Origin of the sequence: Streptomyces sp. MK7 (assembly GCF_032658145.1) — a bacterium.
Taxonomy (GTDB): Bacteria; Actinomycetota; Actinomycetes; order Streptomycetales; family Streptomycetaceae; genus Streptomyces; species Streptomyces spiralis.
On sequence record NZ_JAVACL010000017.1, the window covers coordinates 1 to 24,348 of the forward strand.

Here is a 24,348-nt window from a genome sequence, read left to right on the forward strand (position 1 = left end):
CGGTGCGCGGTGCGCGGTGCGCGGTGCGCGGTGCGCGGTCAGGGGAGAAGGTGCTCGGCGAGCTCGTCGAGGAGTTCGACGACCCGGCGGGCCTGCGCCGGGTCGGGAAGCACGGCGGAGATGGCCTGCTCGGCGGGCCGGGTGGCGCGTTCGCGCACCGCGCGGCGCGCCCGCTCGGTCAGGTCGAGCAGGGTGCGGCGGCCGTCGGCGGGATCCGGGGTGGCCCGCAGAAGACCGCGTTCCCTCAGGCGCTGGACCGAGGTCGAGACATGGCTCTGGACGAATCCGGTCCGGACACGGATGTCCTGCACCGAGCTTCCGGGGTGCTTGAACACGTCGGCGATCACGGCGATCTCGCCGGGTGTGAGCGTGCCGGAGGACGGGTCCGCCACCACATCCCGCCCGAGTTCCGCCAGGCGCTTGCCCAGTCTGAGCAGCCGTACACCGTCCATCCCCACATTATGCATCTGCACAGATAGATCTTTACAGATGTATCTGTGCAGATGTAGTTTCCACCGGCATGACGACTCCGGAACCCCTGAGCGCGGTCTCCCGCACCGCCCTCGCCGTCGCGCTGGTGCGGGCCTACGAGAGCGCCCGTCCCGACCCGCTCTTCCAGGACCCGTACGCCGCGGCCTTCGTCGATGCGTCCGACATGCCGATGCCCTCCGCCGGCCCCACCGAAGGCTTCGCCCGGCGACTCGTCTTCCAGGGGATCATCCGCACCCGCTTCTACGACGACCGGCTCCTCGAGGCGGGCTGCGCCCAGGTCGTCCTGCTCGCGGCCGGACTGGACGCCCGCGCCTACCGGCTCGACTGGCCGCCCGGAACCCGCCTGTTCGAACTGGACATGGCACCGGTGCTGGCGTTCAAGGAGCGGGTTCTCACCCAGCAGGGCGCCACGGCCCGCTGCGACCGCACCGCCCTGGCCGCGGACCTGCTGCACGACGACTGGCCGGAGCAGCTGCGCCGGGTCGGCTTCGACCCGGCGCGGCCCACGGCATGGCTCGCCGAGGGACTCCTCGTCTACCTCACGGCCCAGGAGGCCGCGCGGCTGCTGTCGGACGTGGGCCGCCTGTCCGCGCCGGGAAGCCGGCTCTTCCTGGAACGGGGCCGGGACGTGACCGCCACTCCCCCGGACACGAACCTGACGCACATCACCGGCCTGTGGAAGGGCGGGCTCGGTCCCGGCACCCATGAATGGCTCGCCGGGCACGGCTGGTCCGTACGGGTCAGCGACCTCGGCGGCGTGGCCGCCGGCTACGGCCGGCAGGTCCCGACGTCGACCTCGGCCGGATTCGTCAGCGCCGAGCGCACCGCGTCCTGAACCGCCGCGCCGGACCGGCGTGTCGATGCCGGCCCGGCGCCTTCTCGTACGCGCTCCCGCGTGCTCGTACGTGTTCGTAGCGCTCGTACCCGTCAGACGAGGGCGTTCTTGTAGAAGATGCTCGAGCGGCGGTCGCCCTGCTCACCGGAGGCGAAGCCGAGGAAGAGGCGGGACTCACCGGCGTCGGTGCGGTAGATGGCGAGGCCCTCGGGCTCCCGGTAGACCAGCGTGGAACCCGCCTTCGTGAGCGTCGGACCCTGCGCGACGGCACCGGTGTTGACGTTGATGCTCGTCAGGTAGGTGTTCCCGGGCGCGGGGTTGGAGGACGAGTAGGCGTTGCCCGTCAGGTAGTACATGCACGAGCCGTAGAGCGTGTAGCCCTGCGCCGTGCCGGAGATGGCCGGCGGGGTGAACCTGGCCACCGGATTGCTGAAGTCGGCCCGGAAGGCGTCGGAGGTGTTGTAGACGGCGATGTGCTTGGCGCCGTCCTTGTGGTAGCGGACGATCATGCGGTGGTAGACCGGGTCGACGGAGCAGGTGTACTGCGTGGCGCCGGATATCGGCTGGAACTTGCCGATGCTGGTCGAGGAGGCGTCGAGGGTGGTGCCGGCGCTGTACTTGACGCAGGTGAGCTTGGTGCCGTAGCCGTTCCCGTTGGCCTCGCACTCGATCCACAGATAGCTGGTGCCGCCGCTCGCCTGGACACCGAACGCGACGCCGTGCCCGAAGCCGTTGAGGTGCATGTACGAGACGTAGTTGCCGTGGAAGTCCAGGTGGCTGATGCACAGGTCCCCGGCCGACTCCGCGCTGCCGGCCCGCTTGGCGGCGACGAACAGCCGCTTGTTGACCGAGTCGAAGGCGAAGCTCTGCTGGACGCGCTTGCTGTGCAGCACCTTGTCGCGGAACAGGTCGTAGGACGGCCGCGACAGGTCGAACCGCAGGGTCGTGCTCACGGAAGCGGACGCGCCCCGGGCGCCGTACCCGAGCCCGAGCGCGGCGAGCCCGGCGCCGGCGCCGGTGCGCAGCAGTGCCCGACGGCCGGGGGACGTACGGGAGTTGAGTTCCATGGCACTCCTATGTGGGGACAGGAATGGATCTCCATGACCCTACCGGCGCGCGACGGCGCGGTTTCCACCTCCACTTGACTATGACGACCGTCATGGAGGAGCCTGGCCTATGACGGTGGTCATAACGAGAGGTGCTCCCCATGCCTCCTGCCGTGTGTGTGCGGCGCGCCGGGCCCGGCGATCTCGACGGGCTGGGCCGGATGGTCCTGCGGTGCTCGGCCGAGAGCATTCGCGACCGCATGCACGGAGGCACCCAGCGCGACGACCTCCTGCGCGAGCTGCGGGACACCGTGCTCCACGGGGACGGCACGGTCCTGGTGGCCGCCGAGCGGCACAGGACCGTCGGATGCCTGGAACTCGTCCGGCGCACCCCCGGTGCGGCACAGGCCGAGATGGCGCTGCTCGTGGAGGACGAGCGGCAGGGCCGGGGCATCGGCACCCGGCTGCTCGACGCCGTTCCGGCCTGCGCCCGAAGCACCGGTATCGCCGTCGTCGGCTTCTCGGTGGAGGCCGGCAACGGCCGGGCCAGACGGCTCCTGCGGCACCTCCCCGCCGGCGGGCTCCAGTGGCAGTGGCAGCAGGCCTCCCTGGAGGCGACGTGGCACATCGGCGCACTCCGCTGACGGCTCAGAGCGACGGCGGCTCGGGGAGGCGGCGGCTCAGGGAAGGGCGGTTCCGGTGCCCTGCCCGAACAGGGGCGCGTGGATGCCCAGACGGTTCCGGGGCTCCCGGGAGGCCTCCGGGGCGCGGCACAGCGCGATGAGCGCGGCGTCGTCGTTGAGGCGTCCGCCGACATGGGCGAGAAGTTCACGGCGGATGCGGTGCAGGAGTTCCTCGGGACTGCTGCCGCCCCACGGCGCGGCCCGCTCCGCGAGCGGGAAGAACTCGCCGACCGCGTTGCGGGCCTCGACGACGCCGTCGGTGTAGAGCAGGAGCGTGTCCCCGGGTTCGAAGGAGAACACGTCCAGGGTGTATTCCGTGGGGTGCAGCGCCTGCATCCCGAGCGGGGCCGCGGGGTGCACCGGGACCGTGTCGGCGCCGGCGGAGCTCAGCAGCAGCGGCGGAGGATGGCCGCAGCTGAGGACCCGCGTGGTGTTGTCGTCGTCCGGGATCTCCGCCAGCAGCACGGTGGCGAACCGCTCCCCCGGGTACTCGGCGGGCGCGAGATGGGGCAGATTGCGGGCCACGCTCTGCTCCAGGGCGACCGCCAGGCCGGGCAGGGTCGCGTGCTGGTGCGCGGCCTCCCGGAAGGCGCCGATGATGAGCGCGGCCTCTCCGATGGCGGACAGGCCCTTGCCGCGTACGTCGCCGATCATGACCCGTACGCCGGCACCGGTGGCGGTCGCGGCGTACAGATCACCGCCGATCTGCGCCTCGTCCTCGGCGGCGAGGTACAGACAGGCGATCGTCAACGGGCCGATCCGCTCCGGCAGCGGCCACAGCAGGACGTGCTGCGCCGCCTCGGCGACGGCACGCACCCGCTCCAGCTGGCGCCGGCGGCGCTCGCGCATCACGCAGTAGAAGACGGTCAGGGCCGACAGCACCGCCAGGGCGAGGATCTGCACCAGGACGTTGCGCTGGAACAGCACACCGAAGTGCCAGCCGATGTACGCCTGCGCGCCGACGGCCAGGAAACCGATCACCCCGGTCACCCAGGAACCGGCGAACGAGGCGGTGATCGCGGGCGCGATGACCAGCAGGGGGCCGAGATGGATGTCGGCCGGCACCAGCTGGTCCACGATCGTGATCACCACGATCAGGACGATCGGGATCAGCAGCAGAAATTTGCTCGACGGCCAGTGCCGGGGCTGCCGCATCACTGCCGGGCCTCGCTCGAACTTCACATCTTTCCCACTGCCCCTCTCCCCCCGGCCCTAAAGCAGCGGCCTTGGGACGCAAGCCGCTCCCGGCCGCCGCGCCTACAGCGCCCCGGCCTCGGACCTGGACAGTGCGAACACGCCCGCGACGATCAGTCCGATGCCCAGCACCTGCGGCAGCACCCACCAGCCGGCCCGTACGTGCTCCTCGTAGACCAGCACGCCGAGCAGGAAACTCACCGAGGCGTCGCCGAGGGTGAGGGCGGGCTGGGAGGCGATCAGCGGCCCGCCCTGCATGGCGTGCTCGAGCAGGAGCATGGCGCAGACGCCGCTCGCGCCGAAGGCGTACGTCTGCCAGGAGGTGAGGAACCCGGCGAGGCCGTCCTCGGTGAGGATGTGCACGGCCGTCTTCATCAGGCCGGCCGTGAGGGCGAAGCAGATCGCCGTGGCCGTGCCGATGCAGGCGGCGCGGGCCCTGCCCGGCGGTCTGCGCAGTCCCACCGCTGTCAGCACGGCGGCCCCGCCGGCACAGGCGGCCAGCACGGGAAGCCAGCGGTCGATGGACACATGGGTGCGGTTCCCGGCGGGCGCGGCGGCCAGCAGTGCCAGCCCCAGTCCGGCGACGACGGCGCACAGCCTCAGCAGCAGCGCGCCGGACGGCCGACGGCGCTGCCACAGCGACGCCAGCAGCAGCGTGAGCGGCAGCTCCAGCACGAACAGCGGCTGGACCAGGGAGAGCGGGCCGGTGGCCAGCGCGGCCGCCTGCCACACACCTGCAACGATCACGGTGAGCACCCCGGCGAGCCAGACGGGCCGGCGCAGCAGGTCGAGAATCAGCCCGGGGCGGAAGCCCTGGGACTCCGGCACGGTCAGCGCGGCCCTGCGCTGCAGCACAGTGGCGAGCGCGTTGCTGAGTGCGGCCAGCAGTGCGAACAGCGTCGGCAGGACGATTCCCATGCCCTCATCCTTGGCCGATCCGCCCGCCGGTCCCCGGGCGACACGACCGCCGCGTCCTGTCGCCGCACCCCCTGGACCCACCATCGGACCCACCGTCGGACGCACCGTGCGACGCTTGCCCGTCCCGCGTGGTCCCGGCCGCCCGCCGGTGGGACGCTGGGTGGAGAGGTGTCCGAGGAGGGGGAACCGGGAGGGCCGATGGGACGGGACGTCCCGGCGCTGGTCTTCACCCGCGAGGACCGCCGCCGGTACCGGGTCAAGATGCAGGAGTGCCTGGAGACCCTGGCGCAGATGCTGCGCGCGTCACGGTTCGAGGCCGAGCGGCCCCAGGTGGGACTGGAGATCGAGCTGAACCTGGGCGACGACGGGGCGGAACCGGCGATGCGCAACAGCGATGTGCTGGAGGCGATCGCGGACCCCGCCTGGTCCACCGAGCTGGGCAGGTTCAACCTCGAGATCAACATTCCGCCCCGCCGTCTGACGGCGGGCGGGCCCGACGCCTGGGAGTCCGAGATCCGCGCCGCGCTGAACCACGCGGAGCGGCGCGCGGCATCGGTCGGCGCACACCTGGTCATGATCGGCATTCTGCCCACGCTGCGCCAGGAGGACGTCGGTGAGGCGGCGCTGTCGGAGAACCCGCGCTACCGGCTGCTCAACGACCAGGTCTTCGCCGCGCGGGGCGAGGACCTGCGCATCGACGTGGACGGCGTCGACCGGCTGCGGACCTACGCGGACACGATCACCCCGGAGGCCGCGTGCACCAGCACCCAGTTCCACCTCCAGGTGTCCCCGGAGGAGTTCGCCGGGTACTGGAACGCGGCGCAGGCGATCGCCGGGATCCAGGTCGCGCTGGCGGCCAACTCCCCGTTCCTGTTCGGCAAGGAACTGTGGCACGAGACCCGCATCCCGCTGTTCGAGCAGGCCACCGACACCCGGCCGCAGGAGATCAAGGTGCAGGGGGTACGGCCGCGGGTGTGGTTCGGGGAACGGTGGATCAACAGTGTCTTCGACCTGTTCGAGGAGAATCTGCGCTACTTCCCGGCGCTGCTGCCCCTGTGCGACGAGCAGGAACCGCTGGAGACGCTGGACCGCGGCGACATCCCCGAGCTGGCCGAACTGACCCTCCACAACGGCACCATCTACCGCTGGAACCGCCCGGTCTACGCCATCGCCCACGACAAGCCGCACCTGAGGGTGGAGAACCGGGTGCTGCCCGCCGGCCCGACCGTCGCCGACACCCTCGCCAACGGCGCCTTCTACTACGGGCTCACCCGCGCCCTGGTGGAGGAGGAGCGGCCGGTGTGGTCGCGGATGTCCTTCTCCGCCGCCGAGGACAACCTGCACACGGCGGCACGGCACGGCATCGAGGCACGGCTGTACTGGCCGGGGATGGGCGAGGTGCCGGCGGCCGAACTCGTGCTGCGGCGCCTGCTGCCGCTGGCGCACCGCGGGCTGGAGCGCTCGGGCATGGACGAGGCGTGGCGGGAGCCGCTGCTCGGGATCATCGAGCAGCGGTGCGTCGCCGGCCGCAACGGGGCGACGTGGCAGAAGGAGATGTTTCACCACATCGACGCCACCGCCCGGGCGAGCCGGCACGAGGCCCTGCGGCGGATGACGCAGGTGTACATGGAGTACATGCACCTCAACGTCCCTGTCCACACCTGGCCGGTCGACTGACGGCCACGCCCGGAGACGAGATCGTCGCGCCGTCCCATGAGCCGTCACAGGCGAATAGCATCTGCGGGATGTCGAACGGACGAGGCGACGGCCGCGCCGACCAGGAGTGCGTGCGTTCACCCGTGTGGCGGGCGCCGGGGATGGGGCCGCTGCTCGGCTCGGCGGCGCTGGGCTTCGCCGGCCTGTCGTTGCTGCTGCCGGTCGCGCCCCTGTGGACGCAGCGCGGCGGGTCGGACGAACTGGGCGCGGGGCTGGTCAACACGGTGCTGATGCTCTTCACCGTGGTCGCCCAGCTGCTGGTCGCACGCGTGCTCAGACGTCTCGGCTGGACCTGGACACTCGCCCTCGGGGCGTGTCTGCTGGGACTGCCCGCCCTCGGGCATTTCCTCAGCGACCGGGTGGGCGTGGTCGTCGCCCTCGCGGCGGTGCGGGGACTCGGGTTCGGGATCCTCACGGTGTGCGGCGCGACCGGAGTGGCGGCGCTCGTCGAGCCCGCGCGCCGCGGCCGCGCGGTCGGCGCCTACGGGCTGGCCGTGGCGGTCCCGCAGTGTCTGCTGGTCCCGGTCGCGCCCTGGCTCGCCGAACGTGTCGGCTTCGGGCTGGTGTTCGCGTGCGCCGCCGTGCCGTTGCTCGCGGTGCCGCTGGCGCCACGGGTGGCCCACGCGCTGCGCGGCGCCGAGGACCCCGGTGCGGCACCGGCCGAAGGGCGGGATGCCGGCCGGCTCCGCCGTGTCCTGGTCGGGCCGATCGCGGCGCTGCTCGCCATCACCGCGGCCGGCGGCGCCATCGTCACCTTCACCCCGAGTCTGCTGTCCGACGCGACCGCCGTCTACGTGGCGCTTCTCGCGTTCACGGCGACGGCGGCCCTGTGCCGGTGGAGGTTCGGACACGTAGCCGACCGCAAGGGGGCGGCTCCGGCGATCGCGCCGCTGCTGCTGGCCGGCGCGGCCGGGCTCGCCGTCATCGGTGCGGGCACGGCACACGGCCTGGGTGCGGGCGGGCCGGTCCTGGTCGTGACGGGCATGCTCGTCATGGGGATCGCGTACGGCGGCCTGCAGAACCTGACACTGGTTCACTCCTTCGCCGCGGCGGGCGAACCGGCGCGTTCCTCGGTCAGCGTCGCCTGGAACATCGGTTTCGACGCGGGGACGGGGCTCGGAGCCCTCGCGGCCGGAGCCCTCGCCACCGCGAGTTCCTACACGGTCGCCTACGCGGTCCTGGCCGCCACCACCGCGTTCGTGGGCGTCTGCTGGGCCGGCGCGCGGTGGGGCAACGAGCCGTAGGGAGTGTCGCATCACAGCAGCCGCCGGATGTCACCGCGCACCCGGTAGAAACCGCCCGCCGCCGGGTGCAGTGCGTCCACGACGTAGCGCGCTCCGGGTTCGCGTATGGCGCGCGGGAACTGCACGTTCCAGGAGGAGTCGTAGCCGTCGGACACCACGTGCACGCGCAGGCGGCCGCCCTGCTGGACGCATCCGACGACGACCGCCCCGGCGGGAGCGTGGGCGACGGTGGCCATCGCGGCCACGGCCGTCGCCGGTGCGTAGGTCGGCAGGGCCGCGGCGAGCTTCACGTCCCGTGCCACCGGCACCGTGCCCTGCTGGGCGGCGGAGACGGCGGCCTCGCTCGCGTCGACGCACACCAGCGAGCCGTCCGTGGTGACCAGGTAGAGACGCTCGTCGTGGTACTGCATCGACAGCGCCGAGCCGCCGCCCGTGGCGAGCTTCCACAGGCGCGTGCCGTCCCGGTCGAAGCAGTAGACGGAGGACGCCGCGTCACCGGCGAAGACGAACCGTCCGCCGGGTGAGGTGGCGCACGAGTACACCGCGCCGTCACAGGCATAGGTGGCCTGGATCGCGCCGGTCGACTTCGACAGCCGCTGGACCACGCGGTGCGCGGTCCCCGCGTACAGGGTGTCGTCCTCCTGCCAGCCGAACAGGACGGCGCCCCGGGTCGGGGTGTGCCACAGCTCGCCGGTGCCGTCGGGCGCGTAGGCCGTCACGCCCCGGTGGTGGCCGTGGTAGACCGCGCGGTCGTCGGCGCGGACCATCCAGGCGTGCTCGCCCTGGCTGCGGCGGGACCACTGGTGCTCGTCCTCGTGGTCGATGACGGTGAGCCGGCCGTCGCGGTCCGAGACGTCGAGGATGCCCTCGTGGATGTCCAGCCAGAAGATGTCGACGTCCGCGGCGATGTCGTACGCCGCGAACGGCAGCTTGGAGGACAGGTCGTAGACCTTGCCGTCGTCACAGCCCGCGTAGATCCAGAAGTCGTCCGCGACCAGGCACTTCACGCCGTCCGGCAGGCTGAAGCGGGCGAGGACGCCGCCGTCGTGGTCCAGGGTGAAGACGTCGCCCGACTGATTGCCGACCCAGCAGTGCTCGTCGTCGACATGGATGCCGAACGCCGCGGAGCCGGTGCGGAACCGCCACAGCACGGGCGCCACGGCACGTGCGGTGGACGGGGCGGAGGCGACCTGACGGCGCGTCACCGGGCGCGGGGCGCGCTGCCCGGGAACGGCCGGGGCGTACCCCTTGCGGACCTTCTCACCGACCTTCTTCGCCGCGGCCGACCGCGCCTTCTCCGCCGTGGGGAACGTCGTCGTCTGCGTCTGCCCGGCGGCGCCTATCCGCCCGTAGCGCGCCGTCACCACCTGGCCCTCGACGGTCACTTCGTAGAACTTGTGCGCGCCGCCGCCTTCCTGCGACAACTCCAGATACGTCGTCGACACGGTGGACCCGGTGGACATGGCAGACCCCTCCCCATGAACGGATCCGCACTCGCTCCGGCGGATCCCAGTGCTCGAACCATAGGAGGCGCCACTGACAATGGGTGACCGGCGAATCCGAGACGAGGGGGATGACATGTTCTTTGCCGACGGGCCGAGTGTGCGCTGCGACGTCCACGTGCGGGCGCCCGTGGAGCGGGTCTGGGAACTGGTGACCGACATCGCTCTGCCCGCCCGGCTCAGCCCGGAACTGCAGCGCGTCGCCTGGCTGGACGGCGCGGACCGTCCCGTGCCGGGGGCACGCTTCGAGGGCTACAACCATCACGCCATGCTCGGCGAGTGGCGGACCGTCTCCCATGTCGTCGAGTTCGACGAACCGCGGGTGTTCGCCTGGGCCGTCACCGACGCGGACGGCCGCTACGGGGAGGCGACCCTGGATCCGGCGAGACCCATGGCGTCCTGGCGCTACGAACTCCAGGCCGAGGGCGGCGGCACGCGGCTGCGCCAGACGGCCCTCGTCGGGCCGGGCCGCAGCGGGGTCACTCTGGCCATCGAACGCCGGCCGGACCGGGAGGAGGAGATCATCGCCTTCCGGCTGAAGGAACTGCGTGCCGGTATGGAGGCCACCCTGCACGGCGTCAAGTCGCTCGCCGAGGAAGGGCAACGGCGCTGACGCGGAGGGAGGGCACCGGCCGGGCAGCCGGTGCGTCGAGCGCCGCGTGCCCCATGCGGCCTGTCCGTCAGTCGAAGACGCGTGCCAGGGCGTCCAGCACCCCAAGCCGGCCCGCCGGAGTGCTCCGGGCGGCGCCACCAGGCCCCGGACGGCCGGGTGCGGGCCGGCCGGCTCAGAACCTGGGCACCGGCGCCTGGCTCTCACGCGCGGCCTCCTCCGGCGTGGCCACGGAGGGCGGGGAGCCGTCCAGCGGGCGGCGCGCCGTCTCCTTCATGCACGCCACGGAGATCACCCCCACGAGCGCCGCGATCACGGCGTAGTAGGCGGGCATCAGAGCGAGTTTCTGGAAGGCGGGCGTCTCGTCCAGTCTCAGCCGCAGATACAGGCCGACCAGTCCGATGGGGCCGCCCACCAGGAACGGCACCCGCCAGCCCCACGCCTCCATGCCGGCGCCGCCCAGCCATGTGGTCAGCAGCGTCACCAGTCCGGCCGCGGCGACGTACCCGGCCAGCGTGCCGAGTTCCAGGAAGCTCCCGAATAAGCCCCGGCGCCGGTCGGGCGCGTACTCGGCGATGAACGTGGCCGCCCCTGCGTACTCGCCGCCCGTGGAGAAGCCCTGCACCAGCCGGAAGAGGATGAGCAGGGCCGGGGCCCAGAAGCCGATGGTGGCGTACGAGGGGATCAGGCCGATGGCGAACGTGCCGATCGCCATCATGATCATGGTGAGGGCCAGGACCTGCTTGCGGCCGATCTTGTCGCCCATCGGGCCGAACACCATGCCGCCCACGGGGCGCACCAGGAAGGACACCGCGAAGGTCGCGAACGACGACAGCAGCTGCACGGTGTCGTTCCCGGACGGGAAGAACACATGCCCGAGGGTGACCGCGAGATAGCTGTAGACGCCGAAGTCGAACCACTCCATGGCGTTGCCGAGCGCGGCGGCCTTCACCGCCCGCCTCACGGCGGCCTCGTCCGTGACGGTGATGTCGGTGCGCCGCAGCCGGGGGTTCCTGCGCCGTTGCACGACGCGGAACAGCGCGCGATGGCGCCTGACGGCGTCCGGGGCGGCGTCGATCACCCGAAGACCGTCCTCGTGCTCCGCCACGACGGCTCCTTCCTGCCGGCGGACGGCTGCATGAGACCGCATGCTCCGTCGTGGCACCAGCAAACGGCACAGAGGACGAGAGTGACGTTCGGCACGGCGGAGACCGGTGCGGACGCAGGTGCGTTTACATCGGCCCCGGCTCTCGCTACCGTGAGGATGGGAGCGCTCCCACCTTTTCCCGTGCTTGTCATGTTCTGATCACATCCGTCAATCCTTCCGAAGGGAGTCCCTCGGTGACGCGACGCAAGACCTATTCCTTGGCCGCGGCGCTGGCCACCCTGCTCGCGGCGCTCGGCCTGACCTTCCTGGGCCAGGGCAGCGCGCAGGCGCACGGCGTGGCGATGATGCCCGGCTCGCGCACGTATCTGTGCCACCTCGACGCCGTCACGAGCACCGGCGCGCTCGACCCCACCAACCCGGCCTGCCGGGACGCGCTGAACCAGAGCGGAGCCACCGCCCTGTACAACTGGTTCGCCGTGCTGGACTCCAACGCCGGGGGCCGCGGTCCCGGGTATGTGCCGGACGGCAAGCTGTGCAGCGCGGGCGACCGTTCGCCGTACGACTTCTCCGCCTACAACGCCGCCCGGTCGGACTGGCCCCGCACCCATCTGACGTCCGGGGCCTCGATGCAGGTGCAGTACAGCAACTGGGCGGCCCACCCCGGTGACTTCCGGGTCTACGTCACCAAGCCCGGCTGGTCCCCCACCTCGGAGCTCGGCTGGGACGACCTGGACCTGATCCAGACGGTCACCAACCCCCCGCAGCAGGGCTCGCCGGGCACCGACGGCGGGCACTACTACTGGGACCTGAAGCTGCCCTCGGGCCGCTCCGGTGACGCGCTGATGTTCATCCAGTGGGTGCGTTCGGACAGCCAGGAGAACTTCTTCTCCTGCTCCGACATCGTCTTCGACGGCGGTCACGGCGAGGTCACCGGCATCCGCGGCTCGGGCGACGGCAACCCGACACCGACCCCCACCCCCACCCCGACGCCCACCCCCACGCCCACGCCGACCGATCCCGGCACGGGCGCGTGCATGGCCATGTACTCCGTGACCAACTCCTGGAGCGGCGGTTTCCAGGGCTCTGTCGAGGTGATGAACCACGGCACCGCGCCGCTGAGCGGCTGGTCCGTGAGCTGGAAGCCGGGCGCGGGCACCGCCATCGGCAGTGTGTGGAACGGTGCGCTGACGAAGAACTCGGACGGCACGGTCACGGTCAGAAGCGTCGACTACAACCGGACCATACCGGCCGACGGCAGCGTCACCTTCGGCTTCACCGCCACCTCCACCGGCAACGACATGCCGGTCGGATCCGTCGGCTGCGCCACGCCGTAGGCGCCACGGGCCGCTTCGGTGCGCCGCCGGCCGGCCGCTTCGGCGCGCCGTCCGGCGGCCGCCCGGCTTCACCGCACCGAGGAACTTCCACCCACCTCACGGAAGGAGAACCCATGGTCTCGAGGACGGCGCGACCGCCGGGCAGACGGCAGGCGCGGGCGGCGGCGCTCGTCGCGCTGTTGTCCGCGCTGCTGGCCTGGCTGGCCGGTTACGGACCGCTCAGTGCCGCCCGGGGAGCCGACGGGGACGGAGCGTGCCGGGTGTCCTGGACGGTGAACCAGTGGTCCGGTGGCTTCACCGCCCAGGTGTCCGTGACCAACCTCGGTCCCCAGGTGGGCAGCTGGACGCTGGGCTGGACGTTCGACGCCGGCCAGCGGGTGACCTCCGCCTGGAACGCCCGGGGTCGACCAGACGGGCACGGCCGTGACCGCCACCAGTCTCGACTACAACGGGTCGCTGGCGACCGGGGGTTCGGCGTCCTTCGGTCTCCAGGGCACATGGTCCGGCGCCAATCCCGCTCCCGGCGGCTTCACCTTCAACGGGGCGCCGTGCGGCGACGGTTCGGACCCGGGGCCGGGTCCCAGCCCCGACCCGACGCCCAGCACCACGCCCACCTCCAGTGCCACCCCGACGCCCAGTGCCACGCCCACGCCCACGCCGTCCGGCGGTCCCGCTCCCGAGTGCGGCAACGCGACGGTGTGCTCCGGCTTCGAGGACCAGACCGGGAGCGTGCCGTCGGGCGCCTGGACGACCGTCGCACCGGACTGCCAGGGCTCCGGCAAGGTGGCGGTCGACACGTCGGTGGCCCACACCGGACGCCGCTCGGTGCGGGTGGACGGGGCCGCCGGTTACTGCAACCACGCCTTCGTGGCCACCACCAAGGACGTCTCGGCGGTGGGCCCGGTGGTGTACGGCCGGCTGTGGGTGCGCCACACGACGTCGCTGCCCGCCGCGCACGTCACCATGATCACCATGGCCGACGCCCGCGACGGCGGCCGGGACCTGAGGGTGGGCGGCCAGAACGGCGCCCTGCAGTGGAACCGCCAGTCCGACGACGCCACGCTGCCCGCGCAGAGTCCGGCGGGCGTGGCGCTCAGCGCCCCGCTGCCGACCGGACGCTGGGTGTGTCTGCGGTTCGCCGTCGACACCACCCGGCAGAACATGGACACCTGGATGGACGACACGCAGATCGCCGGACTGCACGTGGACGGCACGCCCACGCAGGACGTCGACGCCCAGTGGCTCAGCCGCACCACCGCACCCCGCCCCGCCACGCTGCGGCTGGGCTGGGAGAGCTACGGCACCGGCGACGACACGCTCTGGTACGACGACGTGGCGCTCGGCTCGTCCCCCCTGTCCTGCTGAGGGCTCGGACGGTCCTGCTCACAAGGGGCCAGGGCCTGTCCGGCAGGCCCTGGGACGGCGCCGCACGGGCGTCGTCCCAGGGCGACGGCGCGGCATCGGCGGCGCCGCCGGTTCAGGCGGTGGTGCAGGCGGTGCCGTTCAGGGTGAAGCGGTCGGGCTGGGCGAACGTCCCGGTGTAGCTGCCCTGGAAGCCGAAGGACTGGCTGCCTCCGGCCGCGATCCGGGCGTTGAACCCGAGGCTCGTCGCGGTGACCGCGCCGGAGGACGGGGACACCGTGGCGTTCCAGCTGTTGGTGATCTTCTGGCCGGAGGGCAGCGTGAAGCCGAGCCGCCAGTCGTCGACCGGCGCCGTCCCGGTGTTCGTCACGGTCACGTCGGCGGTGTAGCCGCCCTGCCAGACATTGGTCTTGTACGCCACCTTGCAGGACGCCGGGGTGCCCGGGTCGCCCGAGCCGCCGCCGACGGTGACCGAGGAGGAGAACGAGTTCACCGCGAGCCCGGCGCCGTTGGACCAGGGCTCGAAGCCGGCCTGAACACTCGTCAGGTACCAGGAGGAGTCGGCCAGTCCCCGGCTGATCGCCTGCCGCACGAAGTCCATCACGTCGAACGACCAGCTGCCGATGGCCGAGGGCGCGACGAAGGACAGCACGTCGTTGGAGCCGTTGTTGCCGGACCAGACCTGCCAGCCGCGGCCGGCGACGGTGGCCGTGCCGACCGCGGACCCCACCGGCTGGACGGAGCCGACCTTGTTGAACCACACCATGATCTCGGTGCGGTTGACACCGTCGGTGCGGGGCGTCGGGTCGAGCCAGATGTCGTAGGCCGCGTCGTAGACGGCGTCGGTGACATAGCCGTACGAAATGCTGGTGGGCGCGGCGGAGATGGTGCTCAGCCTGGCCGGGAGGTTGGTTCCGGGCGAGCAGTTGGTGTAGTGGCAGCCGTTGTAGATGGAGGGGTACGACTTCGGCGCCCCGTTGGTGGGCACGGAGCCGTCCGCCTGGGTGATGCGCAGGCCGGTGCTCGTGGCCGTGATGCACTGGGTGGCGCTGGTGCCCCAGCGGTTGTTCTGGACGACGTAGCGGCCCTGGACGGTGGTGGAGCCGAAGGCGTCACAGATCTCGGTGTCGGCGTGGGCCGCGGAGGTCGCGGTCACCAGGGCGGCCACCGCGGCGAGGGCGGTGAGCAGCGCGGCGAGCAGCCCGCGCGCGCCGCGCACAGGGAGTGTCGACGGACCCATCGGGTGTCCTTTCGGTGGGGTGTTGGGGTGTGGGGTGGTGGGTGGGGTACGTGGGGCCCGGAGAAAGGGAGCGCTCCCGGGGGCTTCGGAATGGGAGCGCTCCCAATCGGCGGCTCCCAGGAGCGTAGGCTTCAGTCATGACCCTGACAAGAAGGCGGGAGGCGGCAGAATCGAACTTCTGTCGAAGCGCCTGGTCATCGCGGTGTCCGCGGTTTCGAAGTACGCGCAAGACGATGACATCAGACGCCGAACGCCTTTGGAGCGCTCCCGAAAAGCGGGCATATCACTCACGGTCGGCGTGTCCCCGGACGTCTCAGGCCGAGTCCCTGCGGATCAGCCGTGTCGGCAGGATGACATGGCGCCAGGCACGGCCGGAGTCCTCCAGCGCCTCCAGGAGCAGCCGGACCATGGCCCGTCCGATCTCCTCGACCGGCTGGCGCACGGTGGTGAGCTGCGGATCGGTGTGCTGCGCCAGCAGGAAGTCGTCGAAGCCGATCACGGCGACGTCCTCGGGCACCCGGCGCCCCGCGGCGCGCAGCACATTGAGGGCCCCGGCGGCCATGGTGTCCGATGCCGCGAACACCGCGTCGACCTCGGGATGGCGCCCGAGCAGTTCGGCCGTCGCCCGGCGCCCGCTCTCCTCGCTGAAGTCGCCCTCGACGATCCACGAGGGTCCGTGCGCGTGACCGGCCCTGCGCATGGCCTCCTCGTATCCGCGCAACCGGCACTGGGCGACGTACATGTCCAGGGGGCCGGTGATGGTGGCGACGTGGGTCCTGCCGCTGCGCAGCAGGTGGTCCACGGCGTCGCGGGCACCGCCGACGTTGTCGGAGTCGACGTAGGAGGGGCACTCGTCGCCCGAGCGGCGGCCCAGCAGGACGGTGGGCAGGCGCAGTTCGGCGAGCATGTCGGGCAGCGGCTCACCGCCGCGGACGGACATGAGCAGCACGCCGTCGATGCGGCCGCCGCGCGCGTACTCGACGAAGCGGCGCCGCTCGGCGTCCGTGCGCACCAGGGTGAGCAGCAACTGGATGTCGGTGCCGGCCAGGGCGTCGCTCACGGCGCAGACGATCTCGGAGAAGAACGGCTCGCCGAACTGCCGCCAGTCCGTCTCCGTCATCGCCAGGGCCACCGCGTCCGCGCGGCGCGCCGCCAGGGAGCGGGCCGCCTGGTTGGGGACGTAGCCGAGTTCGGTGATGGCCCGTTCCACGGCGCGGCGGGTGGAGTCCTTCACCCCGTCGGCATTGTTGATGACGCGTGAGACGGTGCCCCGCCCCACCCCGGCGAGCGCGGCCACTTCCTCGAGCGTCGGCGTGCCGGAGCGCTGCTTCCCCACGATCGCGTACCCCCCTCGGTGACCACCCGATACTACGGCCGGTCACGGCCGGTTGGGACTGTCGATCACGGCTGGTTCCGGCGGTCGGTCACGGCTGCTTCCCGGGGGAGACCGAGGACAGGGCCTGGCGCGCCGCCTTCTCCACCAGCGCGACGCCGTCGCTCATGGACGCGCTGCCGCCCGAGAGCACCGCCACGAGGTAGTGGTGCCCGTTCGCGGTGATGCGGCCGACGCTGTTGACGTCCCAGAGCCCGGTCGTGCTGCGCTGGAGCCAGCCGTTCTTCAGCGCCCACTGGGAGCCGGCGGCCGCCGAGACGCCCCATGCCTGGTCGTCGGCGACACGGCTCATCAGCGAGCGGATGTAGGCCCGGGACTCCTCGTTCAGCGCGTGAGTGGGCGCGCTCGGCGTCGTGCCGTCGAACACGGCCCGCAGGAGCCGTATCTGGTCGCGTGCCGTGGTCTGGGTGAGCCCCCACTTGGCGCCGGGGCCGCCCTTCGTCGCCGTGAGCCCGAGGCGTTTGTTGGCCGCCTCCAGTCCGGGCGCCCGGCCGATCTCCCGCCACAGGGCGTTCGCCGCCGCGTTGTCGCTGTGCCGGATCATCGGCTCCGCCAGCGCGCGCTCCTCGGCGGTGAGGTGCCGTCCGGCGTCCTGCGCCTGAAGCAGCAGCGCGGCGAGGATGTCGACCTTGACGATGCTGGCGGTGTCGTAGGGCACGTCCTCGCCGTACACCGTGGGCTCCCGGCCCGAGGCGTCGAGGTCGAGCACCGCGGTGGTGACACGCGCCGTGCTCACGGGCTGCGCGGCCGCGTGGGCCTCGCCCGACGGCGCGCCGGTGGCGGCGGCCGCCGGCGGTGCGTGCAGCGCGCCGAGGGAGAACAGCGTGGTCACGGAGGACAGGAGCAGGGCGGCACACGTGGCGGCGCGCCGGCCGCGGCGCCCGGCGGTGGTCTTCGCGGTGGCCGGGGAACGCGGATACGACAGATAGGACATAGGCAAACGGGCCTCACCGAGGGGTCGTCGCAGGGGCACTGAGGAGTGAACGTAGACAAAACACGCGTCCTGCGACGTGGCCGCCGTCACTCAAAGCCGCTTTTGGCGCGAATTGAGACAACAGCCACAGTCACGGCCCCGGCGGCCGTCAGCCGGGGGTGTGACCGACCTGGAGATCGACTCGGTGGGCTCCTCCGTCGCCCAGCGCCACCTCGGCGGCCACGGGCGGGTAACCGGTGGCGACGACGGTGTAGGCGCCCGGGGCCAGGTTCCGCAGGGTGTACGTGCCGTCCGTGGCGGTCGTGGCCGACGCCACCACGTCGCCGCGTGCGTTCAGCAGGGTGACGCGGGCGTCGGGCACGGGGTGGCCGGTGTACTCACGGCGTACGGTCCCGTGCACGCCGCCGGCGCCCGCCAGCGTGACCTCGGAGAAGACCGGTCCGCTGCCGGCGACGACCCGTACGGCGCGAGGACGGTGCCCCTCGGCCGACACGACCAGGGTGTAGGCGCCGGGTTCGGGTTCCGCCAGGGTGTAGGTGCCGTCCTCGGCCGAGCGGGCGAGGTCCCTCTGGTGACCTCGGTGGTCGACGAGGGTGAGGGTGGCGTGGGCGAGCGGTCGGCCGGTGCCGTCGCACACCCGGCCGCGCAGCGCACCGGAGGAGAGGCGGGACGTCGGTTCGGCCTGCCGCGGGGACGACGCGGCGGCGGACGTGCCGGGCGAGGGCGCCGGGGACGCGGCCGCTGTCCCCGTCTCGGCCGGCGGCGCCGGGGTCCGCGCGGCGGCCGGCGACACGGGCAGCGGCGACTCGGGGAGCGCGCCGTGGCGGCCCCGGACCAGGGAGGCGCCCGCCGCCGCCAGCGACATGGCGATGGCCAGGGAGAACACCACGACCAGGCCGTCGTGGAAGGGCTGCGAGATCAGATGGGGGAAGTACTCGCGCCCGGTGAGGTGGGCGGCGGCGGACGGCGAGAGGTGGCCGAGGATGTCCGGACCCAGCAGGTGCTCGATCGGGTTGTAGCCGAGGAAGGCGGCGAACAGCACGCCGACCGGCGGCAGCCCGGCGACCTGGTGGGCGGCTCCCGCCGGGACACCCTGGGCGGTCAGGCCCGAGCTGAGCGTGTCCGGCAGGCTGCGGGAGAGTCCGGCCACCATGAGCGAGAAGAACACGCCCATGGACAGCACCATGCCGGCGTTCTGGAAGGTGGCGCGCATGCCGGAGGCGGCGCCGCGGGCGTCGGCCGGGACGCTCGACATGATGATCGACGTGTTCGGAGCGGCGAACAGGCCGCCGCCCAGGCCGTTGAGGAAGATCAGTGCGGCGAAGACCCAGTAGTCGAAGTCGCCGGGCAGGACGAGCAGCCCGGCGAAGGACACCGCCATCACGACGAACCCGGAGGCGGCGAACAGCCGGGCGCCGAACCGGTCGGACAGCGCGCCCGAGACGGGTCCGGCGAGCAGGAAGCCGATGGTCAGCGGCAGCATGTAGATGCCGGCCCACAGCGGGGTGTCGGCGTAGTCGTAGCCGTGCAGCGGCAGCCAGATGCCCTGGAGCCAGATGATCAGCATGAACTGCAGTCCGCCGCGTGCGATCGCGCCGAGCAGGGTGGCCGCGTTGCCGCCCGCGAAGGCCGCGTGCCGGAACAGCCGCAGCGGGAACATCGGCTCGGCGACCTTGGTCTCGACCACGCAGAAGGCGGCGAGCATCGCGGCCCCGCCGGCCAGTCCGGCCAGCACCCAGGGGTTGGTCCAGCCCATGGTGTGACCGCCGTAGGGCTGGATGCCGTAGGTGATGCCCGCGAGGAGCGCGGTCAGCCCGACGGCGAAGGTGATGTTGCCCCACCAGTCCATCCGGCCGGGCCGGCGCACACCCGTCTCGCGCAGTGACGCGTACGCCCACACGGTGCCGATCAGGCCGATGGGAACGTTGACCCAGAAGACCGAGCGCCAGTTCCAGGTGACGAGCGCGCCGCCCAGCACCAGGCCGAGGAACGACCCGGCGATGCCCGCCACCATGTTGACGCCCAGGGCCATCCCCCGCTGCCGGGCGGGGAAGGCGTCGGTGAGGATGGCGGCGGAGTTGGCCATCAGCATCGATCCGCCCACGGCCTGCACGATGCGCCAGCCGATCAGCCAGAGCGCGCCGCTGCCGCCGTGGAAGGGGTCGAGGGACAGCACCACCGAGGTGAGCGTGAAGATGAGGAAGCCGGTGTTGTAGATCCGGACACGGCCCATCATGTCGCCGAGCCGGCCGAGGGCGACCACCAGAACCGCGGTGACGAGCATGTAGCCCATCAGCATCCACAGCAGGTAGCTGACGTTGGCCGGCTGGAGCGGATCGAGGCGGATGCCCGTGAAGATGCCGGGCAGCGAGATCAGCACGATGGAGCTGTTGATGGTGGCGAGCAGCATGCCCAGGGTGGTGTTGGTCAGCGCGACCCACTTGTAGCGGGGGTGGTCCGCGCCCATCCAGGTGCCGCGCGTGCGCGGTCCGGCGCCGGTGGTGCCGGGTATGCGCCCGGTGTCCTCGGTGGTCATGAGGTGCTCCCCGTGTCGTGCCGCTCGGGCAGGTGGCGCGGCCCTGCGGCGCCTTCCAGCATCCGTCGCACCAGGGGGAGGGCGGTCCGTACGGCCTCCCCCAGCGCCTGCTGCTCCTCGGCGGGAAGGGCCGCCAGCAGATCGGCCAGCCGGCTGTCCCGCAGCCGTCGGCGCTCGGCGAGCAGTTCCCGTCCGGCGTCGGTGACGGCGACGAGGGTCACCCGCCCGTCCGCCGGGTCGTCGACGCGCCGCACCAGACCCCGGCGCTCCAGGCGCTGCACCAGCTGGGTCATCGACGGCTGGGCGACCCCCTCGGCCGCCGCCAGCGCGGTCAGCCGGGCGGTGCCCTCGCGCTCCAGCCGGGCCAGGGTGGAGGCCGTGGTGAAGCTCATGTCCCGCCGGTCGGTCACGGCCCTGATCACGGCGGAGGCCGTCTCGGCGAGCGCCCGCGCCGTCCGAAGCGGTTCCTGCCCGCTGTCCGACTGATCCACGTCTCAAGTATCACGCCACCTATATAGGCAGGCTATAAAATCTTCGCAAGAAGATGCCCCGGCGCGGGAACAGGCCATGCCCCGGCGCAGGCACAGGCCCCGGACGGCTCCCGGCAGATGAGTGGAAAAGCTCATGCCCTCATACCGTCAGGCGCGGCAGGATCGGCGCATGACGACGATCAGGACGGTGGGGATCCGGCGGGGCGCGGTGCCGGTGGCGCTGCTGGCGGTGCTGGCGGCGGGGTGCGGGACCGAGCGGGCGGGCGACGACGTCGGCGCGCACGGACCCTCGCGAACCGCGGCGGCGACGCCCAGCGCGTCGGCGAACGTGCCGTGTCCCGGTGAGAGCCCCACGCCGTCGGCGACGGCCACGACCGCGGACACCCGGGTCCCGGACACGCCGCCCACCGACCACTACGCCGAGAACCACGGCTTCCGGGTGCCGATCCAGCTGTACGGCCGGCGCCGCTGCGACGGGCTCGCCGCCGTCGCCCGCATCGAGAAGGCGCTCGAACCGCTGCGCAGGCGCGGTGACTTCACCCAGGACAGCACGCGCCGGGTGCTGACCGGTCTCGGCTACGACGCCGGGAAGGTGGAGGCGTACCGGAACGGGACCGGGGTCGGCTTCCTGGTCGAGGCTCCCACCATGTGTCTGGAGGGCACGATGAACACCGCGTCGATCCAGGCGGACGCCTTCGGCGGCTACCCGGACGGCTCCGACTGCCGGCCGCCGCGCGGCGGCCACTGACGGCCCGGAGGCGAGGCGGCGAAGCGGCGAAGCGGCGAAGCGGCGAAGGCACGTCCGGGCCGGTCCGTGCGGACCGGCCCGGACGTGGTGACCGGAGTGATCAGGCCAGGTCGAACCGGTCGAGGTTCATGACCTTGACCCACGCGTCGACGAAGTCGTGCACGAACTTCTCCTTCGCGTCGTCGCTCGCGTAGACCTCGGCGACCGCCCGCAGTTCGGAGTTCGAGCCGAAGACCAGGTCGGCACGGCTGCCGGCCCACTTGACCTCGCCCGTGGCGGCGTCGCGGCCCTCGAAGGTGTTCTGGTCCGCACTCGTCGCCTTCCACGTCGTGCCCAGGTCGAGCAGGTTGACGAAGAAGTCGTTGGTCAGGGACCCGGGGGTCGTGGTGAACACGCCGAGCTGCGACTGCTGGTGGTTCGCGCCCAGCACGCGCAGACCGCCGACGAGGACCGTCATCTCCGGGGCGCTCAGGGTCAGCAGGTTGGCGCGGTCGAGGAGCAGGAACTCGGCCGGGAGGCGGTTGCCCTTGCCGACGTAGTTGCGGAAGCCGTCGACGGTCGGCTCCAGCGCCGCGAACGACTCCACGTCCGTCTGCTCCTGCGAGGCGTCCACACGGCCCGGAGTGAAGGGCACCTCGACCTCGAAGCCGGCCTCCTTGGCGGCCCGCTCGACGGCCGCGCCGCCGGCGAGCACGATCAGGTCGGCGAGCGAGATCCGCTTGCCGCCGCTCTGGGCCGAGTTGAAGGACTCCTGGATGCCCTCCAGGGTGCGCAGCACCAGGGCCAGCTGGTCGGGGTCGTTGACCTCCCAGTTGCGCTGCGGCTCCAGGCGGACCCGGGCGCCGTTGGCGCCGCCGCGCTTGTCGCTGCCGCGGAAGGACGAGGCCGACGCCCACGCGGCGGACACCAGCTGGGACACCGTGAGGCCGGAGTCGAGGACCTTGGCCTTGAGGGCGGCGATGTCCTCGGCGCCGACGAGCTCGTACGTCCGCTCGGGCAGCGGGTCCTGCCACAGCAGGACCTCGGAGGGAACCTCCGGGCCGAGGTAGCGGGCGACCGGACCCATGTCGCGGTGGGTCAGCTTGAACCAGGCCCGGGCGAAGGCGTCCGCGAACTCCTCGGGGTTCTCCAGGAAGCGCCGCGAGATCTGCCCGTAGACCGGGTCGAACCGGAGCGAGAGGTCGGTGGTGAGCATCGTCGGGGCGTGCCGCTTGGACGGGTCGTGGGCGTCGGGCACGGTCCCGGCTCCGGCACCGTCCTTCGGCCGCCACTGGTTCGCGCCGGCGGGGCTCTTGAACAGCTCCCACTCGTAGCCGAAGAGGATCTCGAAGAAGCTGTTGTCCCAGGTCGTCGGCGTGTTGGTCCAGGTGACCTCGAGACCGCTGGTGATGGTGTCGCCACCCTTGCCGGTGCCGTAGGTGCTCTTCCAGCCCAGGCCCATCTCCTCCAGGCCGGCCGCCTCGGGGTCGGGGCCGACGTGGTCCGCCGGGCCGGCGCCGTGGGTCTTGCCGAAGGTGTGGCCGCCCGCGATCAGGGCGACGGTCTCCTCGTCGTTCATCGCCATCCGGCGGAACGTCTCGCGGATGTCGCGGGCCGCGGCGATCGGGTCCGGGTTGCCGTTCGGGCCCTCCGGGTTGACGTAGATCAGGCCCATCTGGACCGCGCCGAGGGGGTTCTCCAGCTCCCGGTCCCCGGTGTAGCGCTCGTCGCCGAGCCAGGTGGTCTCGGGACCCCAGTAGACGTCCTCCTCGGCCTCCCAGACGTCCTCGCGGCCGCCGGCGAAGCCGAAGGTCTTGAAGCCCATCGACTCCAGGGCGACGTTGCCGGCCAGGATCATCAGGTCGGCCCACGACAGGTTCCGGCCGTACTTCTTCTTCACCGGCCACAGCAGGCGGCGGGCCTTGTCGAGGTTGGCGTTGTCCGGCCAGCTGTTGAGCGGGGCGAACCGCTGCTGGCCGGCGCCGGCGCCGCCGCGGCCGTCGCTGATCCGGTAGGTGCCCGCGCTGTGCCAGGCCATCCGGACGATCAGCGGGCCGTAGTGGCCGAAGTCGGCGGGCCACCAGTCCTGCGAGGTCGTCAGGACCTCGGCGATGTCCCGCTTGACGGCCGGCAGGTCGAGGGACTCGAACGCCTCGGCGTAGTCGAACTCCTCGCCGAAGGGGTTGGCCACGGCGGGGTTCTTGGCGAGGATCTTCAGATTCAGCCGCTCAGGCCACCACTGACGGTTTCCGCCACCCTGAGTCGGGTGCGGAGCGCGCCCGTGCGCGACCGGGCAGCCACCTCCGGCCTCCGTCTTGGCGTCGGTGACGACTGCATCGTGGTTCTCGGACATGGGAATCCTTCCGGACTGGGCGGATCACGGTGCTCAGGAACTACGGCTGGTGGAACAGTCGGGGCACAGGCCCCAGTAGATGACCTCGGCCTCGTGTATCGCGAAGCCGTGGTCGTCGGAGGCGGTCAGGCAGGGTGCTTCGCCGACCGCGCAGTCGACGTCGGCGACGGCACCGCACGACCGGCACACGACGTGGTGGTGGTTGTCCCCGACACGTCCCTCGAACCGGGCCGGACTGCCTGCCGGTTCGATACGGCGCACGAGTCCCGCCGCGGTGAGGGCGTGCAGGGCCTCGTACACGGCCTGGAGGGAGACATGGCCGACGCGCTCACGCACCCCGGACGCGATCGCCTCCACGCCGAGGTGGTCACCCTCCCGGACGGTCTCCAGGAGTGCGACGCGCGCGGCCGTCACCCGCAGGCCCGCACCGCGCAGCTCCTGTGCCGCCGTCGGAGGCTCGGCTTCCGTCATGCCGCCGAACCTACCCCCATAAACACGAACGGTTCAAGAAAACGAAAGGTGAAAGTCTGGATTCGCATCGCGCGGGCCGGCCGGCACCCGGTTCCGGGCGGCGCCCCGCCGAAAACGCATCCGGTCCGGGCGTGGACTGCCCCCGCCCGGACCGGCGTA

General features: G+C 72.0%; 19 protein-coding genes and 2 pseudogenes. 8 read left to right on the forward strand and 13 right to left on the reverse strand.

The genetic code is table 11. The features are described 5' to 3' along the window. Nucleotides 1–38: 38 nt before the first annotated feature. On the reverse strand, nucleotides 39–452 hold the full coding sequence (locus tag R2S09_RS19725; protein ID WP_306189191.1) for a MarR family winged helix-turn-helix transcriptional regulator: 414 nt from the start codon (nucleotides 450–452) through the stop codon (nucleotides 39–41). A gap of 68 nt (nucleotides 453–520) precedes the next feature. On the opposite strand from R2S09_RS19725, the gene R2S09_RS19730 reads away from it, so the two are divergent. After that, nucleotides 521–1,327 carry an SAM-dependent methyltransferase gene (locus R2S09_RS19730; RefSeq protein ID WP_316742374.1) on the forward strand — a complete coding sequence of 269 codons (807 nt, stop codon included), beginning with the start codon at nucleotides 521–523 and terminating at the stop codon, nucleotides 1,325–1,327. Between the two features lie 92 nt (nucleotides 1,328–1,419). Here R2S09_RS19730 and R2S09_RS19735 read toward each other — a convergent pair whose 3' ends face one another. Next, a complete protein-coding gene (locus R2S09_RS19735; RefSeq protein ID WP_306189188.1) occupies nucleotides 1,420–2,394 on the reverse strand; it encodes a teichoic acid biosynthesis protein C in 975 nt (324 codons plus the stop codon). Nucleotides 2,395–2,534: 140 nt separating this feature from the next. Between R2S09_RS19735 and R2S09_RS19740 the strand changes: the two genes are divergently transcribed. Continuing rightward, nucleotides 2,535–3,017, forward strand: a complete 483-nt coding sequence (locus tag R2S09_RS19740) for a GNAT family N-acetyltransferase (protein WP_316742376.1) — start codon at nucleotides 2,535–2,537, stop codon at nucleotides 3,015–3,017. A gap of 36 nt (nucleotides 3,018–3,053) precedes the next feature. On the opposite strand, the gene R2S09_RS19745 is transcribed toward R2S09_RS19740, so the two are convergent. Together R2S09_RS19745 and R2S09_RS19750 are read right to left on the reverse strand one after the other, a co-directional pair. Further along, nucleotides 3,054–4,238 (reverse strand): PP2C family protein-serine/threonine phosphatase, encoded by a 1,185-nt coding sequence (locus R2S09_RS19745; RefSeq protein ID WP_306189186.1) that lies wholly within the window; start codon nucleotides 4,236–4,238, stop codon nucleotides 3,054–3,056. Nucleotides 4,239–4,313: 75 nt separating this feature from the next. After that, a complete protein-coding gene (locus R2S09_RS19750) occupies nucleotides 4,314–5,168 on the reverse strand; it encodes a DMT family transporter (RefSeq protein WP_316742378.1) in 855 nt (284 codons plus the stop codon). A gap of 198 nt (nucleotides 5,169–5,366) precedes the next feature. Between R2S09_RS19750 and R2S09_RS19755 the strand changes: the two genes are divergently transcribed. After that, the gene (locus tag R2S09_RS19755) at nucleotides 5,367–6,845 is read left to right on the forward strand and encodes a glutamate-cysteine ligase family protein (RefSeq protein ID WP_316742380.1); all 1,479 of its coding nucleotides are present in this window, start codon (nucleotides 5,367–5,369) and stop codon (nucleotides 6,843–6,845) included. 68 nt (nucleotides 6,846–6,913) lie between these two features. After that, nucleotides 6,914–8,128: an MFS transporter gene (locus R2S09_RS19760; RefSeq protein ID WP_316742381.1), complete on the forward strand. Its 1,215-nt coding sequence runs from the start codon at nucleotides 6,914–6,916 to the stop codon at nucleotides 8,126–8,128. A gap of 11 nt (nucleotides 8,129–8,139) precedes the next feature. Here the strand turns inward: R2S09_RS19760 and R2S09_RS19765 are convergent, their stop codons facing one another. Continuing rightward, nucleotides 8,140–9,591: a WGR domain-containing protein gene (locus R2S09_RS19765; RefSeq protein WP_316742383.1), complete on the reverse strand. Its 1,452-nt coding sequence runs from the start codon at nucleotides 9,589–9,591 to the stop codon at nucleotides 8,140–8,142. A 115-nt stretch (nucleotides 9,592–9,706) separates the two neighbouring features. Between R2S09_RS19765 and R2S09_RS19770 the strand changes: the two genes are divergently transcribed. Next, nucleotides 9,707–10,243 (forward strand): SRPBCC family protein, encoded by a 537-nt coding sequence (locus tag R2S09_RS19770; protein ID WP_306189181.1) that lies wholly within the window; start codon nucleotides 9,707–9,709, stop codon nucleotides 10,241–10,243. Between the two features lie 337 nt (nucleotides 10,244–10,580). Here R2S09_RS19770 and R2S09_RS19775 read toward each other — a convergent pair. Next, nucleotides 10,581–11,390 (reverse strand): annotated as a pseudogene (locus tag R2S09_RS19775) (MFS transporter); the annotation flags it as partial. A gap of 191 nt (nucleotides 11,391–11,581) precedes the next feature. Between R2S09_RS19775 and R2S09_RS19780 the strand changes: the two are divergent. After that, a complete protein-coding gene (locus tag R2S09_RS19780; protein ID WP_316742385.1) occupies nucleotides 11,582–12,682 on the forward strand; it encodes a lytic polysaccharide monooxygenase in 1,101 nt (366 codons plus the stop codon). Between the two features lie 113 nt (nucleotides 12,683–12,795). Next, a pseudogene (locus R2S09_RS19785) lies at nucleotides 12,796–14,047 on the forward strand (cellulose-binding domain-containing protein). A gap of 112 nt (nucleotides 14,048–14,159) precedes the next feature. Here the strand turns inward: R2S09_RS19785 and R2S09_RS19790 are convergent. The 5 genes from R2S09_RS19790 to R2S09_RS19815 form a co-directional block, all read right to left on the reverse strand. Then, a complete protein-coding gene (locus R2S09_RS19790; protein ID WP_316742387.1) occupies nucleotides 14,160–15,284 on the reverse strand; it encodes a GH12 family glycosyl hydrolase domain-containing protein in 1,125 nt (374 codons plus the stop codon). A gap of 313 nt (nucleotides 15,285–15,597) precedes the next feature. Next, nucleotides 15,598–16,620, reverse strand: a complete 1,023-nt coding sequence (locus R2S09_RS19795) for a LacI family DNA-binding transcriptional regulator (protein ID WP_316742389.1) — start codon at nucleotides 16,618–16,620, stop codon at nucleotides 15,598–15,600. Nucleotides 16,621–16,708: 88 nt separating this feature from the next. Next, nucleotides 16,709–17,611 (reverse strand): serine hydrolase, encoded by a 903-nt coding sequence (locus R2S09_RS19800; RefSeq protein ID WP_306189175.1) that lies wholly within the window; start codon nucleotides 17,609–17,611, stop codon nucleotides 16,709–16,711. Between the two features lie 148 nt (nucleotides 17,612–17,759). Continuing rightward, on the reverse strand, nucleotides 17,760–20,147 hold the full coding sequence (locus tag R2S09_RS19810) for an MFS transporter (protein ID WP_372337725.1): 2,388 nt from the start codon (nucleotides 20,145–20,147) through the stop codon (nucleotides 17,760–17,762). Then, a complete protein-coding gene (locus R2S09_RS19815; RefSeq protein ID WP_372337724.1) occupies nucleotides 20,144–20,638 on the reverse strand; it encodes a MarR family winged helix-turn-helix transcriptional regulator in 495 nt (164 codons plus the stop codon). The genes R2S09_RS19810 and R2S09_RS19815 overlap by 4 nt, the downstream gene beginning before the upstream one ends. A 169-nt stretch (nucleotides 20,639–20,807) precedes the next feature. Here R2S09_RS19815 and R2S09_RS19820 point away from each other — a divergent pair, with 169 nt between their 5' ends. Beyond that, on the forward strand, nucleotides 20,808–21,386 hold the full coding sequence (locus tag R2S09_RS19820; RefSeq protein WP_306189174.1) for a hypothetical protein: 579 nt from the start codon (nucleotides 20,808–20,810) through the stop codon (nucleotides 21,384–21,386). Between the two features lie 100 nt (nucleotides 21,387–21,486). Here R2S09_RS19820 and katG read toward each other — a convergent pair whose 3' ends face one another. Together katG and R2S09_RS19830 are read right to left on the reverse strand one after the other, a co-directional pair. Continuing rightward, nucleotides 21,487–23,718: a catalase/peroxidase HPI gene (gene katG / locus R2S09_RS19825; protein ID WP_306189173.1), complete on the reverse strand. Its 2,232-nt coding sequence runs from the start codon at nucleotides 23,716–23,718 to the stop codon at nucleotides 21,487–21,489. A 33-nt stretch (nucleotides 23,719–23,751) separates the two neighbouring features. Next, nucleotides 23,752–24,189, reverse strand: a complete 438-nt coding sequence (locus R2S09_RS19830; protein ID WP_306189172.1) for a Fur family transcriptional regulator — start codon at nucleotides 24,187–24,189, stop codon at nucleotides 23,752–23,754. Nucleotides 24,190–24,348 lie beyond the last annotated feature (159 nt).